This is a genomic window from Vibrio alginolyticus NBRC 15630 = ATCC 17749 (genome assembly GCF_000354175.2).
Classification (GTDB): Bacteria; Pseudomonadota; Gammaproteobacteria; order Enterobacterales; family Vibrionaceae; genus Vibrio; species Vibrio alginolyticus.
Genome location: NC_022349.1, coordinates 1,963,499 through 1,979,395, shown reverse-complemented (window position 1 = coordinate 1,979,395; position 15,897 = coordinate 1,963,499). Strand labels below are relative to the sequence as shown.

General features: G+C 44.7%; 18 protein-coding genes. 14 read left to right on the top strand and 4 right to left on the bottom strand.

Features of this window, described 5'->3' with window-relative positions; all coding sequences use genetic code 11:
* Positions 1–64 precede the first annotated feature (64 nt).
* Genes rpsF through rplI form a run of 4 tightly spaced genes read left to right on the top strand, consistent with a single transcriptional unit; the run spans position 65 to position 1,495 of the window.
* Positions 65–454, top strand: coding sequence for a 30S ribosomal protein S6 (gene rpsF, locus N646_RS09040; RefSeq protein WP_005381299.1), 390 nt, complete (start codon positions 65–67; stop codon positions 452–454).
* An 8-nt stretch (positions 455–462) separates the two neighbouring features.
* On the top strand, positions 463–765 hold the full coding sequence (gene priB / locus N646_RS09035) for a primosomal replication protein N (protein WP_005381298.1): 303 nt from the start codon (positions 463–465) through the stop codon (positions 763–765).
* Between the two features lie 16 nt (positions 766–781).
* A complete protein-coding gene (gene rpsR, locus N646_RS09030) occupies positions 782–1,009 on the top strand; it encodes a 30S ribosomal protein S18 (RefSeq protein WP_000090472.1) in 228 nt (75 codons plus the stop codon).
* A 33-nt stretch (positions 1,010–1,042) separates the two neighbouring features.
* Complete coding sequence (gene rplI, locus N646_RS09025) at positions 1,043–1,495, top strand: 50S ribosomal protein L9 (protein ID WP_005381278.1); 453 nt, start codon at positions 1,043–1,045, stop codon at positions 1,493–1,495.
* 76 nt (positions 1,496–1,571) lie between these two features.
* Here rplI and N646_RS09020 read toward each other — a convergent pair whose 3' ends face one another.
* The gene (locus N646_RS09020) at positions 1,572–2,336 is read right to left on the bottom strand and encodes a DUF481 domain-containing protein (protein ID WP_005381276.1); all 765 of its coding nucleotides are present in this window, start codon (positions 2,334–2,336) and stop codon (positions 1,572–1,574) included.
* A gap of 221 nt (positions 2,337–2,557) precedes the next feature.
* Between N646_RS09020 and N646_RS09015 the strand changes: the two genes are divergently transcribed.
* On the top strand, positions 2,558–3,958 hold the full coding sequence (locus N646_RS09015; protein WP_005382759.1) for a replicative DNA helicase: 1,401 nt from the start codon (positions 2,558–2,560) through the stop codon (positions 3,956–3,958).
* A gap of 13 nt (positions 3,959–3,971) precedes the next feature.
* Positions 3,972–5,048, top strand: a complete 1,077-nt coding sequence (alr, locus tag N646_RS09010) for an alanine racemase (protein ID WP_031777284.1) — start codon at positions 3,972–3,974, stop codon at positions 5,046–5,048.
* A gap of 38 nt (positions 5,049–5,086) precedes the next feature.
* Here the strand turns inward: alr and N646_RS09005 are convergent, their stop codons facing one another.
* Positions 5,087–5,506 (bottom strand): secondary thiamine-phosphate synthase enzyme YjbQ, encoded by a 420-nt coding sequence (locus N646_RS09005; protein ID WP_005381271.1) that lies wholly within the window; start codon positions 5,504–5,506, stop codon positions 5,087–5,089.
* Positions 5,507–5,812: 306 nt separating this feature from the next.
* Here N646_RS09005 and pgi point away from each other — a divergent pair, with 306 nt between their 5' ends.
* Entirely contained in the window at positions 5,813–7,465 is a 1,653-nt protein-coding gene (gene pgi, locus N646_RS09000; protein WP_017821728.1) for a glucose-6-phosphate isomerase, read from the top strand.
* A gap of 97 nt (positions 7,466–7,562) precedes the next feature.
* Here the strand turns inward: pgi and N646_RS08995 are convergent, their stop codons facing one another.
* Entirely contained in the window at positions 7,563–8,024 is a 462-nt protein-coding gene (locus N646_RS08995; protein ID WP_005381269.1) for a chemotaxis protein CheX, read from the bottom strand.
* 9 nt (positions 8,025–8,033) lie between these two features.
* Complete coding sequence (zur, locus tag N646_RS08990; RefSeq protein ID WP_005381268.1) at positions 8,034–8,498, bottom strand: zinc uptake transcriptional repressor Zur; 465 nt, start codon at positions 8,496–8,498, stop codon at positions 8,034–8,036.
* 321 nt (positions 8,499–8,819) lie between these two features.
* Between zur and dusA the strand changes: the two genes are divergently transcribed.
* The 7 genes from dusA to N646_RS08955 all read left to right on the top strand — a co-directional run bounded on the left by dusA (position 8,820) and on the right by N646_RS08955 (position 15,823).
* Entirely contained in the window at positions 8,820–9,800 is a 981-nt protein-coding gene (gene dusA / locus N646_RS08985; RefSeq protein ID WP_017821727.1) for a tRNA dihydrouridine(20/20a) synthase DusA, read from the top strand.
* Positions 9,801–9,964: 164 nt separating this feature from the next.
* Entirely contained in the window at positions 9,965–10,180 is a 216-nt protein-coding gene (gene pspG, locus N646_RS08980) for an envelope stress response protein PspG (protein WP_005381266.1), read from the top strand.
* A gap of 98 nt (positions 10,181–10,278) precedes the next feature.
* On the top strand, positions 10,279–10,938 hold the full coding sequence (locus N646_RS08975) for a TIGR04219 family outer membrane beta-barrel protein (RefSeq protein WP_017821726.1): 660 nt from the start codon (positions 10,279–10,281) through the stop codon (positions 10,936–10,938).
* A 157-nt stretch (positions 10,939–11,095) separates the two neighbouring features.
* Positions 11,096–11,326, top strand: coding sequence for a hypothetical protein (locus tag N646_RS08970; RefSeq protein ID WP_005381264.1), 231 nt, complete (start codon positions 11,096–11,098; stop codon positions 11,324–11,326).
* 117 nt (positions 11,327–11,443) lie between these two features.
* On the top strand, positions 11,444–13,315 hold the full coding sequence (locus N646_RS08965) for an assimilatory sulfite reductase (NADPH) flavoprotein subunit (protein WP_017821725.1): 1,872 nt from the start codon (positions 11,444–11,446) through the stop codon (positions 13,313–13,315).
* Entirely contained in the window at positions 13,315–15,051 is a 1,737-nt protein-coding gene (cysI, locus tag N646_RS08960; protein ID WP_017821724.1) for an assimilatory sulfite reductase (NADPH) hemoprotein subunit, read from the top strand. Before N646_RS08965 ends, cysI begins: the two co-directional genes overlap by 1 nt.
* Positions 15,044–15,823, top strand: a complete 780-nt coding sequence (locus tag N646_RS08955; protein WP_005382748.1) for a phosphoadenylyl-sulfate reductase — start codon at positions 15,044–15,046, stop codon at positions 15,821–15,823. Before cysI ends, N646_RS08955 begins: the two co-directional genes overlap by 8 nt.
* The last annotated feature ends 74 nt before the right edge of the window (positions 15,824–15,897 follow it).

Here is a 15,897-nt window from a genome sequence, read left to right as displayed (position 1 = left end):
TTCCTTGCTTCCTCTGGACGACTGAGCCATTTGTGGAAGCTGAATAATCCGTAAGGAGCAACCAATGCGTCATTACGAAATCGTATTCATGGTGCACCCAGATCAAAGCGAGCAAGTTGCTGGCATGATCGAGCGTTACACTGGTTCAATCACTGAAGCTGGCGGTAAAATCCACCGTCTAGAAGACTGGGGCCGTCGTCAACTGGCTTACCCAATCAACAAGCTTCACAAAGCTCACTACGTTCTTATGAACGTTGAAGCTGACCAAGCTGTAATTGATGAGCTAGAAACTGCTTTCCGTTTCAACGATGCAGTTCTACGTAACATGATCATGCGTACTAAAGCAGCGATCACTGAGCAATCTATCATGCTTAAGCAAAAAGAAGAGCGTGCTCCACGTCGTGAAGAGCGTTCTGAAGCTAAGCCTGAAGCTAAGTCAGAAGCTGCTGAGTAAGTTTTCTTATGGCCAATCGAATGGAGCTGAGCGGCACCATTGCCAAACCGCCCATTCGTAGTAAAAGCCCTGGTGGCATTGAACACTGTCGGTTTTGGCTGGAGCATCGCTCTACTATTATCGAAGCTGACTTACCTCGACAAGTTTATTGTCGTATGCCGGTAGTCGTCAGCGGGCTTGGGTCACAAGCACTAACTCAGAATTTAGTTCAAGGCAGTAACATTAAGGTAAGTGGTTTTGTCACTTATCAAACCGGCCGAAATGGCGTGGGAAAATTAGTGTTACACGCCGACAACATTACTCAAATTTAAGATCAGGAGATAGCCCATGGCTCGTTTCTTCCGTCGTCGTAAATTCTGCCGTTTCACTGCAGAAGGCGTACAAGAGATTGATTACAAAGACGTAGCAACTCTTAAAAACTACATCACTGAAGCTGGTAAAATCGTACCTAGCCGTATCACTGGTACAAGCGCTAAGTACCAGCGTCAACTAGCACGTGCTATCAAGCGTTCACGCTACCTAGCTCTACTACCGTACACTGACAAGCATCAGTAATCGGTTCATTTTATTAAGAAAGAGGATTAAGCAATGCAAGTTATTCTACTTGATAAAATTGGTAACCTAGGTGGTCTTGGCGATACTGCAAACGTTAAATCTGGCTACGCTCGTAACTTCCTTATCCCACAAGGTAAAGCAGTTATGGCAACTAAAGCTAACGTTGAAATGTTTGAAGCTCGTCGTGCTGAACTAGAAGCTAAAGTTGCTGAGCAACTAGCTGCTGCAGAAGCTCGCGCAGAGAAAGTTAACGCTCTAGAAGCTGTAGTTATCGCTTCTAAAGCTGGTGACGAAGGCAAACTATTCGGTTCTATCGGTACTCGTGACATCGCTGACGCTATCACAGCTGCAGGCGTTGAAGTTGCTAAGAGCGAAGTTCGCCTTCCTGAAGGTGCTCTACGTACAACTGGTGAGTTCGAGATCAGCGTTCAACTTCACTCTGAAGTTTTCGCAACTGTGAACCTACAAGTTGTTGCTGCTGAGTAATTCAGTATCAAGACGAAATACTAAAAAGCACCTCCTTGGAGGTGCTTTTTTATTTCTAAAACTGAGAGAAAAAGGGTTAAAAAGCGAAAAGTAAATTAACGGAAAATACGCTGTCTGCTTTGCTTAAGCCTTCAGGCACTTTATCGTGATACTGACGAGAGTGCGCCAGTTTCAGTGCAATATCTTCAGTAATATCATTGGTTACACTGAGTTCACTATCAGTACGTGTGTTACTTCTACCTGTTACCAACGTAATATCAGCTGCGAAACTTAAATTATCCAACGCATGCCAAGTTGTGTTGATATTTCCTCGAAAAATGCCTTCTCTAACGATATCGGGAAAGACAATATCGTCATCATCTATTTCGTCTAAGTTTGGCTCTTGATAGCGAAAACCAGGGCCTACCTCTACCTCTAAAATGAAGTTCTCAGTGTAGGAGAACTGGTAACCCAAACCACCTGACAACGTATAGTCTTTAAAATAAGCACTGTAGCGAGAATCCACCCCTTTAAAGCTGCCATACAAATATGTCTTAGGGCCTAACTTGTAGTCACTCTGTAGGGAGTAGGTGGATGAGCGTTTGTCTTCTTCACCGTCTTTGTACAAGTTGTAGTACTTCCATTCACCATTAGAACGGTGTCGACCTGACGTATATTCAGCACTCAAACGAGCATTCAGGGAACGAGAGTCCGTGTTACCTGTGTGAGCTTGATAGCCGAACTCCACCTCGGTTTTTAGTGGGTCGGGTACATCAATATTTTGCTCTGGCTGTACTGATTCGTCAGCATACGATGCACTAGCGCACAGTAGGCTAAAGCTAAGTAACCAGTATCGGGACACATCAACCTCGAACGTAATCAAAAAGGAGGGGCATGATACTGATACAGATATTTGGTTGGGTCAATGGTAGGTTAATTTTTATTAGAGCTAGGCGGAAGAACCAGGCTATTACCCGGGTGGTTCACATGATGATTTCTTAACAAGTAATTGTCGCTTCGGGGAAGCATCTCAGCTAGGTTAAGGTTATAATCGTGGGTCAATAGTAGTTATCGAGCAAAGTCATGGCGGAAAACAGAAATCGCAAACCTTCAGACAGTCAGGTCGACGCAATCAAAGTGCCACCTCACTCACTAGAAGCCGAGCAATCAGTAATTGGTGGTCTTTTACTGGATAATGAACGTTGGGACACCGTTGCCGAACGTGTTGTGAGCAGTGATTTCTATAGTCGTCCACATCGCCTGATTTTTGAAGGTGTAAAAACCATTCTTGAAGCGGGTAAACCTCTCGATCTTATTACTTTATCGGAATATCTAGAGCGTCACGAGTTGTTAGAAGATGTAGGCGGTTTTGCTTACCTCGCTGACTTGGCGAAGAATACGCCAAGTGCAGCTAACATCAATGCGTATGCTGATATTGTCGCTGAGCGCGCGATTGTTCGTGGCCTTATTGGTGTCGCGAATGAAATTGCGGACGCGGGCTATGACCCTCAAGGTCGCAGTTCTGAAGATTTAATAGACATGGCGGAGAGTAAAGTTTTTGCTATCGCCGAGTCTCGAACTAGTGAAAACGAAGGACCACAAAACGTCGACAACATCCTTGAAAAGACGTTAGAACGTATCGAGTTGTTGTATAAAACGCCACAAGATGGTGTTACCGGGGTCGATACCGGTTTCACAGACCTCAATAAGAAAACCGCAGGTTTGCAAGGCTCTGATTTGGTGATTGTCGCAGCGCGTCCATCGATGGGTAAAACGACCTTTGCGATGAACTTGTGTGAAAATGCGGCCATGCAACAAGAAAAGCCCGTACTTATTTTCTCGTTAGAGATGCCAGCTGAACAGTTGATGATGCGTATGTTGGCCTCTTTGTCTCGTGTTGACCAAACCAAGATCCGTACGGGTCAGCTAGATGACGAAGATTGGGCGCGTATTTCTTCTACTATGGGTATCCTGATGCAGAAGAAAAATATGTACATTGATGATAGCTCTGGTCTAACTCCGACCGAAGTGCGTTCGCGCGCTCGCCGTATCGCTCGTGAACATGGCGGTCTATCTATGATCATGGTCGACTACCTTCAGTTGATGCGCGTGCCTTCGTTAACTGATAACCGTACTCTTGAGATTGCTGAGATCTCTCGCTCTCTTAAGGCGCTGGCAAAAGAGCTAAATGTGCCTGTTGTGGCACTGTCGCAGCTAAACCGTTCCCTAGAGCAACGTGCGGATAAACGACCAGTAAACTCGGACTTGCGTGAATCCGGTTCCATCGAGCAGGATGCCGACTTGATCATGTTCATCTACCGTGATGAGGTTTATCACCCAGATAGTCCGTACAAAGGTACGGCCGAAATCATTATTGGTAAACAGCGTAACGGTCCTATCGGCTCTGTTCGCCTCACTTTCCAAGGTCAACATTCGCGTTTCGACAACTACGCGGGTCCTGCATTCGATATTGATGATGAGTAATTCCATGAGCTATATGAAAGCGGCCAAGGCGTGCATTGATTTGTCTGCGTTGCAGCACAACTTACAGCGCGTAAAAGCTCAAGCGCCACAAAGTAAAGTGATGGCTGTCGTCAAGGCCAATGGTTATGGTCACGGATTACGTCATGTCGCAAAACATGCTAACCATGCGGATGCGTTTGGCGTGGCTCGCATTGAAGAAGCATTGCAACTGCGCGCTTGTGGAGTAGTAAAGCCGATTCTATTGCTAGAAGGTTTTTACTCTCCTGGTGATTTACCTGTTCTTGTGACGAACAACATCCAAACCGTGGTGCACTGTGAAGAGCAGCTTATCGCCTTGGAGCAAGCAGACCTTGAAACTCCGGTTGTCGTGTGGCTGAAGATTGACAGTGGCATGCACCGCCTTGGGGTTCGTCCTGAACAATATGACGAGTTTGTAACGCGGCTGAAGGAGTGTCCAAATGTAGCGAAACCGTTGCGTTACATGAGCCACTTTGGCTGTGCAGATGAGCTGGATAGCGATATTACCCCACAACAGATTGAGCTGTTTAAATCGTTGACTTCTGGTTGCCAAGGGGAACGTTCACTGGCGGCATCTGCGGGGTTATTGGCATGGCCTCAAAGCCATTTAGATTGGGTTCGTCCGGGTATTATCATGTATGGTGTGTCGCCATTCGATGACAAAACGGCGCAAGATCTTGGGTATCAGCCTGTCATGACACTTAAATCCCACCTTATTGCGGTACGTGAAGTGAAGAAGGGCGAAAGTGTTGGCTATGGTGGTATTTGGACCAGTGAGCGAGATACAAAAGTTGGGGTCATCGCTGTAGGGTATGGCGACGGTTACCCAAGAAGTGCTCCAAACGGTACGCCGGTGTGGGTTAATGGCCGTAAAGTACCTATTGCAGGTCGAGTTTCCATGGATATGCTGACGGTCGATTTGGGACCAGACGCAACGGATAAAGTCAGCGACGAAGCGATTCTTTGGGGGAAAGAGCTCCCAGTAGAAGAAGTGGCGGGTCACATTGGTACGATTGCGTATGAACTCGTGACTAAGCTAACGCCTCGCGTCGAGATGGAATACTCCAAATAAACAACGAAAGGCTAACCCAAGGTTAGCCTTTGTTTTATCTACTCACCGTTAATCGTAGCAATAACGCGGCGGCCGCCACCAAAGTCTCGATGCTCACCCAAGTAAATACCTTGCCATGTTCCTAAAGCTAATCGACCATTTTGGATTGGTACCGTCACACTACTGCCAAGCAGTGATGCTTTAATATGTGCCGGCATGTCGTCGTCACCTTCATAGGTGTGCTGATAATAAGGAGCACGCTCTGGCACAAACTTATTGAAGTGCGCTTCCATGTCCATACGCACGGTTGGATCAGCATTCTCATTTAAGGTCAAACTGGCGGAGGTGTGCTGAATAAATAGGTGTAATAAACCTACTGAAAGTTCGTTTATTTGTGGTAATTGTTGTTCAATTTCATCAGTTATCAGGTGAAAACCGCGGCTTCTCGCTTTTAATTGCAGTGTTTTTTGTGCCCACATACGTGTTCCTTTGGAAATTTATAAATTGGCGTCTATCCTATTCCAATTAGAGCCTGTCATTAGTAAATGATATGATTCTTGTCATCGTAAATGAATTGTTCAATTTCAGGGCAGGGAACGTGACCTAACTCAATGTGAGTGTAAAAGCTCTCGGTCATAATTGGCGCCTGAAAAAAAATTACAAAGACTTGTTTTGTGGCAATTTGCCCAAACATCTAATTTATATTCTATTTGCTAAATCGGGGATTCCACAGTTTTCGCTAGACTGTAAGGAATGGAACCTACTGTAACATCGGGATAAAGACCATGTTGAAAAATATCAATCCAACGCAAACACAAGCTTGGAAAGCGCTAACGGCGCATTTCGAATCTGCACAAGATATGGATCTTAAAGAGCTGTTTGCTCAAGACGCAGCGCGTTTCGACAAATACTCTGCACGTTTCGGCTCAGACATCCTAGTCGATTACTCAAAGAACCTCATCAATGAGGAAACTCTGAAGCACCTGTTTGCTCTTGCGAAAGAGACCGAGCTGAAATCTGCAATTGAAGCGATGTTCAGTGGTGAAGCGATCAACCAAACAGAAGGTCGCGCTGTTCTTCACACTGCACTACGTAACCGCGCTAATACTCCAGTTATGGTAGACGGCGAAGACGTAATGCCAGCAGTGAACGCGGTTCTAGAAAAAATGAAATCATTCACTGAGCGCGTTATCGGCGGTGAATGGAAAGGTTACACAGGCAAAGCAATTACTGATATTGTGAACATCGGTATCGGCGGTTCTGACCTTGGCCCTTACATGGTGACGGAAGCTCTAGCGCCATACAAAAATCATCTAAACCTTCACTTCGTATCTAACGTTGATGGTACACACATCGTTGAAACGTTGAAGAAAGTTAACCCAGAAACGACGTTATTCTTGATCGCGTCTAAGACGTTTACAACGCAAGAAACCATGACTAACGCGCACACTGCTCGTGATTGGTTCCTAGAATCTGCGGGTGATCAGGCTCATGTGGCTAAGCACTTTGCTGCGCTTTCAACAAACGCGACAGCCGTGTCTGAATTTGGTATCGATACAGCGAACATGTTTGAATTCTGGGACTGGGTTGGTGGCCGTTACTCACTATGGTCTGCGATCGGTCTATCAATTGCACTAGCAGTAGGTTTCGACAACTTTGTTGAGTTGCTTGATGGTGCTCACGAGATGGACAAGCACTTCGTATCAACAGATCTAGAAAGCAATATTCCAGTGATTCTTGCTTTGATTGGTATTTGGTACAACAACTTCCACGGTGCGGAGTCAGAAGCTATCCTACCTTACGATCAGTATATGCACCGTTTCGCAGCGTACTTCCAGCAAGGTAACATGGAGTCAAACGGTAAATACGTTGACCGTGACGGCAATGCTGTAACTTACCAAACTGGCCCAATCATTTGGGGTGAACCAGGTACCAACGGTCAGCACGCGTTCTACCAGCTAATTCACCAAGGTACTAAGCTTATCCCATGTGACTTCATTGCACCTGCAATTAGCCACAACCCAGCTAGCGATCATCACCAAAAACTGATGTCTAACTTCTTCGCGCAAACTGAAGCTCTAGCGTTTGGTAAAAATGAAGAAAGCGTGAAAGAAGAGTTGGTGAAAGTAGGTAAGAATGCTGAAGAAGTGGCAGCGATTGCGCCATTCAAAGTGTTTGAAGGTAACCGTCCAACAAACTCTATTCTAGTGAAGCAAATCACGCCTCGTACGCTAGGTAACTTGATCGCAATGTACGAACACAAAATTTTCGTACAAGGTGTTATCTGGAATATCTTCAGCTTTGACCAATGGGGCGTGGAGCTAGGTAAACAACTGGCTAACCAAATCCTACCTGAGCTTGCAGACGAGTCTCAAATCAGCTCGCATGACAGCTCAACAAACGGTCTAATCAACGCATTTAAAGCGTTCAAAGCTTAATGTTTGAATAGATAAAGAAAAGGTCAGCAAATGCTGACCTTTTTATTGCCTGAGGCAAAAACAAATAGGTTGGCCAGTGCCAACCTATTTTTCTCTTTTATTCGAAGCAAATTTCGATAAATGCATTTCCCCATTGGGAAGAGAAAGGCATGATAATAATTGAGCCTTCACACTTGTGGCGAATCGTATGACCTCGGCCCGAAACCACAACCGGTGTTGCCATATCAAAGTCAAAACCACTTTCCGCCAGAATGCGTTTCGCACCACCAGTAACCATGTTGGTGATCTCACCCACCATATCGGTCACTTCTTCATTGAGCCCATTTGGACGTTCACCAAGCATGTTCTGCATGATTTCTAGGGCGAGTGCTTCATCAAAGGTGATCGACATTGAACCACGAGTTTGTGGGCCTACCATACCAATCAGACCAGAAACGTCACCTCGTGCGATCTCATCTTTTTTGATTCGCGGTTTTTGTGGCTTCAGCTCAAGAGAAGCCATAGTTTTTAGCACGTTCATTAAAGAAGCTAAAAACGGGTTTACAAATTCAGCGCGCATAACGTTCTTCTATACTTTTTCTTTCGTCTCGGAGGAACAGGCCTGGCATTCACCATGAGTTTCAATAACTTGGTTGGTCAGTTTGAATCCATGCTTCTCGGCGTTTTCGGCTAACAAGGATATCAGCGTCTCATCTTCGAGTTCAACGACATCACCACATTTATCGCAAATTAGTAATTGGAAAAAGTGCTGCTGAGTATTGAAAGAACAACAAGTAATAAAGCTATTTGTCGATTCCACTCGGTGGATGAAGCCTTGTTCTAGGAGAAAATCTAATGCTCGATAAACAGTGGGCGGCTTAGCCTGAGGCTCACTCTCTTTTAGTTGCTCCAATAGCTCATACGCACTTGAGGCGCGGCGATTAGAACAAATGAGTTCAAATACGCGTCGGCGTTGCGGAGTCAGTCGTACTCCACGCTCTGCGCAGATACTTTCAATTTGTTCAATGATTGTTGGGTTCAAACCTTTCACCATAACTATCGGACGTGCTCTATGATAAATCATTTCTATACGAAGTTCGTTTAGAAATGCTTCATTTTACCCACTATCAGAACGAAAATCATGAATTAAAGCAAGTCGGTGGTGGTGTGAAGGCGGAATAATCATCACAGAATGAATCAACGAATGACAGATTCGTATTACTTCTGCGTATTCCTAAGCACTTGGCTAGTCAGCCAACCAAATCATTCTCGCTGAAACTAGCACCCAGAGGTGCTTGGGTATACAATACCCGACTTATTTTTTGAGCGTACTGCTGCGCTCGACCTTGGCAACATAAAAACGGGTGTTTATATCATGACTCATTCTTGCAGGCTCTCCGTAGCACCAATGTTAGATTGGACTGATCGTCATTGTCGCTACTTCCATCGCTTAATGACCAAAGAAACCCTGTTGTACACTGAAATGGTGACGACAGGTGCGATCATTCATGGAAAAGGAGATTTCCTGGCTTATAACGAAGAAGAGCATCCGTTAGCCCTTCAACTTGGTGGTTCAAACCCAGCAGATTTGGCTACGTGTGCCAAGCTAGCGCAAGAGCGTGGCTACGATGAGATTAACCTAAATGTGGGGTGTCCATCTGACCGCGTACAAAACGGTCGATTTGGTGCTTGCCTAATGGCTGAACCGCAGTTAGTTGCGGATTGTGTCGCAGCAATGAAAGACGTGGTCGATATCCCTGTAACAGTCAAGACTCGCATTGGTATTGATGATCAAGACTCTTACGAATTCCTAACGGATTTCGTTTCTATTGTTTCAGAAAAGGGTGGCTGTGAGCAGTTCACTATCCACGCACGTAAAGCATGGTTAAGTGGTCTAAGCCCAAAAGAAAACCGTGAGATCCCACCATTGGATTACCCACGCGCTTACCAATTGAAGCAAGACTTCTCACACCTAACGATTGCGATTAACGGTGGCGTGAAATCATTAGAAGAAGCAAAAGCACATCTTCAGCATCTTGACGGTGTGATGATTGGTCGTGAAGCATACCAAAGCCCATATTTACTGGCATCGGTAGATCAAGAGTTGTTTGGCTCTAATGCTCCAGTGAAGAAACGCAGCGAAATTGTTGAAGAGATGTATCCATACATTGAAGCGCAATTAGCGAAAGGTGCGTACCTTGGTCATATTACCCGCCACATGTTAGGTTTGTTCCAAAGCATGCCCGGTGCTCGTCAATGGCGTCGTCATATCAGTGAAAATGCGCACAAACCAGGTTCTGGTCTAGAAGTATTGCAAGACGCGCTAGCTAAGATTCCAAAAGAATTGAATGTGTAAAATTCGCCAGTGAATGGCTAAAATTACCAACTAAAGAATTATAAAGCCAGAGTGCAGAAATGCCTCTGGCTTTGTTTTTTTATTAAAAATCATAATCTTAACTTCGTTTCTGTAAGTTGGTATGGAAACTGCTCTGTTTATTGAAAACAAATGGAGAAGTGATTATGTTGGAGCTAATCTTTATTTTAGTCTTCGCGGCGACCTTGTTGGTTACGGGTATCACAATGATGACCGTATTCGCAGCAACTGGTATTGCGTTAGTTGTGATGTTTTTACTGGGAATGGTTGGAGCGGTACTTAAACTATTACCATGGTTAATCGTGATTGCATTGGGTATTTGGTTCTTCAAGAATTACGTCGCTCAGCCCCGCTATAAATAATGAGTAACATCATTTAGTTGATGGAGAGGCGTGAGAATATGGTATATTTCCTCTCACGTCCTCTACGTGAATATCAGCTATCTCGGAGTAAATACTACATGACAAATAAAGCGAACATCGCTTTAACGGCATTATCGTTGGCAGTATCTTTTCCTGTTTTTGCAGAGTACTCTGTATCGACAAAAGTCGGCGCAGAGGTATGGGCTGCCGACACTAAAGTTAATGAAGTGAGACGAGATAGCAGTACCGCAGGCACTTTTTACGCGGCGATTGAACATGATGTTAAATATGTCCCTAATGCGCGCCTTCGTTACTCAAGTGTTGATGCGGATTACATGGGGTTCGATAAGCTCGATTTAACCTTGTATTACCACGTTCTAGAGCATGATTTATTGCACTTTGATGCGGGTCTCACGTTAAGTAATTTAAGTGACACTAAATACATTGATGCTGGCTCAAGCAGGCGTGTAGAAGAATTTGATGAGCTGATTTGGGCTTGGTATGGTTACGCAGAAATTCAAGTTCCGGATACAAACTTTGATGTGATTGGTGAGATAAACTTTGGTGACAACAAAGGTATCAAAAGCACCGATTTCATGGCAGGTGTTCAATACAATGTAGCGCTCGAAAAAGCTCGACTGGCTTTTCGTGGAGGTTACCGTGTGATTGATTTAGAGTCCGATAAATTCATGTCGGATCTAGGGAAAGAGTTTATTTTTGCTAACGGCTTCTTTGTGAGTGCGGAATACGCGTTCTAAATTCAGCCATGTTAGATACTCGATTTACTTAAAACGTCGCTTTATAAGCGGCGTTTTTTTATATCACTTCATTATATCTAATCGAAATTTCTCCCTATTTGGCTGACTTAGACCATGCTTACCTAGGAGCAATGTGAAAGTTAAAGCAGGGATAGCGATGACAATAAATGAACTAAGACATCTATTCCGTGAAAATCAGCTTATCGAAGCGATTATTGAGCCTGCAATCCAAGAGGGTGGTTGGGTTGTAGAGTTCAGACATGCGCGCGGTGGTTTTGTTTTTCTAACGGACAGTCACGGCGAAGAATGTCTTTATGAAGATTTGGATACTGCGTCAAAATCGGCAATGGCAGTAGGCTTTCAACAAGTCCGCATTGAAGATCGATGAGCAAAAAGTAAGCCGTTCTTACTTCCAAAAAGTTATAAAACATTCACTTCTATTCTTTCTTGTTATTAAGGAGAGTGGGTACTCTATCGTCACGCAATGAATAGGGATGTCGTGATAATGTCTTTTCAAAAGAATGAGTATTCTCACAAGAATGTGTCTGAAGATAATAATGGGCAAGGAGGAAATCCTCCAATCGCAAGCCCTCTGAATGACCAACAAATTAGCTCACTCCAACAAACTGTCTCTGAGTTGTCTTCACAGCAACTTGCTTGGGTCAGTGGGTATTTTTGGGGATTAGCTCAAAATCAACCAAACACAGCGGTAACGCCAATTGCACAAGCAACGGCAGCCGTATCAGCGAAGCCAGCAGGTAAGTTGAGTATTATTTTTGCTTCCCAAACGGGCAATGCTAAAGGTGTTGCTGAAGCTCTGGAACAGGAAGCAAAAGCAGAAGGAATTGCAGTCGAACTTTTTGATGCAAGCGATTACAAAGGTAAAAACTTAGCCAAAGAAACGCATGTCATTATTGTGGCATCGACTAACGGCGAAGGCGAAGCGCCAGACAATGCCATTGAGCTACATGAGTTTTTGCAATCGAAGAAGGCTCCTAAGCTGCCAAACCTGCAATATGGTGTTATTGCATTGGGAGATTCTAGCTACGAGTTCTTCTGTCAGACCGGTAAAGACTTCGACACTTACCTATCAAAGCTAGGCGCGACTCCATTTATCGAGCGTCTTGATTGCGATGTGGATTATGAAGCCCCTGCAACTGAATGGCGTAAGAATGCGTTAGACAAGGTAAAAGATACACTGTCTTCTGGCTCTGAAGCGGATGTGGTTCAACTTCCTGTGGGTCAAGCTGCGACTGCGCACTCTCCTTACAATAAACAAAATCCGTACACTGCGACGTTACTGACCAGTCAAAAAATCACGGGCCGTGACTCTGGAAAAGACGTTCGTCATATAGAAATCGACTTAGAAGGCTCGGGCTTAACGTATCAGCCAGGTGATGCACTAGGTGTGTGGTTTGAAAATAGCTCGGAACTTGCAAATGCCATTCTTGGTAAGGTCGGTTTGTCTGGGGTTGAGACTGTTGACGTTGATGGTGAAAGCTTGTCAATCCACAGTGCTCTCGTGAGTAAATATGAAATCACAACATCTAACCCGCAGCTCATCACAAAGTTTGCCGAGTTATCCGGTAGCAAGAAGCTACAAAAGTTAGTTGAAGATAAAGATAAGCTTCGCGAGTACTCTGCAAATACTCAAATCGTTGATGTACTGGCAGAAAAGAAAACCAAGTTAACCGCAGATGAATTGATTGGTTTGCTTCGTCGCCTTACTCCACGCCTTTACTCTATTGCATCAAGCCAAGAAGAGGTCGATGAAGAAGTACACCTAACGGTTGCTTTGGTTGAGTACGAACAAAACGACGAAAAACGATATGGTGGTGCGTCTAGTTTCTTAGCACAGCGTCTCGAAGAGGGGGGGGAAGTTAAAGTATTTGTTGAGCATAACAACAACTTCAAACTGCCGGAAGATGATAGCACTCCAATTATCATGGTTGGTCCTGGTACAGGGATCGCACCATTCCGTAGCTTTATTCAGGAGCGTGAAAACCGCGATGCTGAAGGCAAAAACTGGTTGTTCTTTGGTGATCGCACGTTCACTCAAGACTTCTTGTACCAAGTGGAATGGCAAAAGTATCTCAAGTCAGGAGTACTAAGCCGATTGGATGTTGCCTTTAGTCGTGACCAAGTAGAAAAGGTTTACGTACAACATCGCATCTTAGAAAACGCAGCTCAAGTGTGGCAGTGGATCCAAGAAGGCGCTTATATCTATGTCTGCGGTGATGCAACGCGTATGGCAAAAGATGTGCACGACGCATTGGTTATCGTTGCTGAACAAGAAGGCAAGATGCCGCGTGACGATGCAGAACAATTTATTAATGACCTACGTAAAGCGAAACGTTATCAGAGGGATGTGTACTAATGACTTTTTCTACGGACAATAATAAGCAGGTTGTATTAGGTGAAGAGTTAGGGCCGCTATCTGATAACGAGCGCCTGAAGCGAGAAAGCAACTTATTACGTGGCACCATTGAGCAAGATTTACAGGACCGTATTACTGGTGGCTTTACTGCCGACAACTTCCAGTTAATTCGTTTCCACGGTATGTATCAACAAGACGATCGTGATATCCGTAATGAACGCACAAAGCAAAAACTGGAACCATTACATAATGTGATGCTTCGTGCTCGTATGCCTGGAGGCATCATCACGCCAACGCAATGGTTAGCGATCGACAAGTTCGCAACGGAGCACTCTTTATATGGAAGTATTCGTCTGACGACTCGCCAAACGTTCCAGTTTCATGGGGTATTAAAACCGAATATTAAGTTGATGCATCAAACGCTCAACAGTATTGGCATTGATTCGATTGCAACCGCGGGTGATGTAAACCGTAACGTGTTGTGTACCACTAATCCAGTGGAGTCAGAGTTACACCAAGAAGCTTACGAATGGGCGAAGAGAATCAGTGAACACCTGCTTCCGAAAACACGCGCTTATGCAGAGATTTGGCTAGACGGTGAAAAAGTAGAAAGCACGGAAGAAGACGAACCGATTCTAGGCAAGAACTACTTACCACGTAAGTTTAAAACCACAGTGGTTATCCCACCGCAAAATGACGTAGATGTACACGCTAACGATCTCAACTTCGTAGCGATTGCAGATAACGGCAAGCTGGTTGGTTTTAACGTCCTGGTCGGCGGCGGCTTAGCGATGACGCATGGCGATACATCAACTTATCCGCGCCGCGCTGACGACTTTGGCTTTATTCCGCTGGACAAGACACTTGATGTTGCCGCAGCTGTAGTAACAACTCAGCGCGACTGGGGTAACCGTTCAAACCGTAAGAACGCAAAAACCAAATACACATTGGATCGTGTAGGTAGCGATGTCTTTAAAGCGGAAGTCGAGAAACGTGCTGGTGTTAAGTTTGAGCAAAGCCGTCCATATGAATTCACGGAACGTGGTGACCGTATCGGTTGGGTTGAAGGTATCGATGGTAAGTATCACCTAGCACTCTTCATCGAAAACGGCCGTCTATTAGATTTCCCAGGTAAACCACTTAAGACGGGTGTTGCTGAAATTGCCAAAATCCACAAAGGCGATTTCCGCATGACAGCAAACCAAAACCTAATTGTTGCGGGTGTACCTAAAAACGAAAAAGCGAAGATTGAAAAGATCGCTCGTGAACATGGCTTAATGGACGACGGCGTAAGTGAACAGCGTAAGAACTCAATGGCTTGTGTTGCTTTTCCAACTTGCCCGCTAGCGATGGCAGAAGCTGAACGTTTCCTTCCTCAGTTTGTTACTGATGTGGAGGGGATTCTGGAGAAGCACAACCTACCAGAAAATGACAACATCATTTTGCGTGTAACTGGGTGTCCAAATGGTTGTGGTCGCGCAATGTTGGCTGAAATTGGTCTAGTTGGCAAAGCGCCGGGTCGTTACAACTTGCACCTAGGTGGTAACCGTGCCGGTACTCGAGTACCAAAAATGTATAAAGAGAACATCACGGATAAGCAAATCTTAGAAGAGATTGATCTGCTGGTGGCTCGATGGTCGAAAGAGCGTGAAGAAGGCGAAGCCTTTGGCGATTTCACTATTCGTGCTGGCATTATCCAAGAAGTGCTCGTATCAAAGAGGGACTTTCATGCTTGATTCTGTAGCATCCAAGCTGGAGCTCACAGAGTTACTGACATTAACAAAGACGGAGCAAATCCTCCGTCTTGCTCAAATTAATGTCGAGCTCGAAAAGCTTTCAGCACAAGAGAGAGTAGCGTGGGCTTTAGATAATCTAGAAGGCGAGTTCGCGGTTTCTTCTAGTTTTGGTATTCAAGCCGCGGTTATGCTTCATTTAGTTACTCGCGCCAAAGCGGACATCCCCGTCATTCTAACCGATACTGGTTACCTGTTTGCTGAGACGTACCGATTTATCGATGAGCTGACAGATGCTCTCAACCTAAATTTAAAAGTTTATCGAGCCAAGGAAAGTGCGAATTGGCAAGAAGCTCGATATGGAAAATTATGGGAGCAAGGCGTAGAGGGAATTGAAAAATACAACAAGCTCAATAAAGTTGAGCCGATGCGTCGAGCGTTAAAAGAGCTTAATGTTGGAACGTGGTTCTCTGGACTGCGTCGAGAGCAAAGTAAATCTCGTGCAGGTTTACCGATTCTATCAATTCAGAACGGTGTGTTTAAATTTCTACCAGTAATTGATTGGACTAATAAAGACGTTCATTACTACTTAGAACAACACGGCCTTAAATACCACCCATTGTGGGATGAAGGTTACCTTTCAGTTGGTGATACACATACCACTCGTAAATGGGAGCCGGGAATGTCAGAGGAAGAAACTCGATTCTTTGGCTTAAAGCGAGAATGTGGCCTACACGAAGATGATGGCTCTGAACAAGATGGGTCTGGCATATAGCCATAATACTCTTTAAATAGAGTTTAGGTTAAGTTTAATAAAGATAGCTGCAATAAAGCAGCTTTCTTTATTTA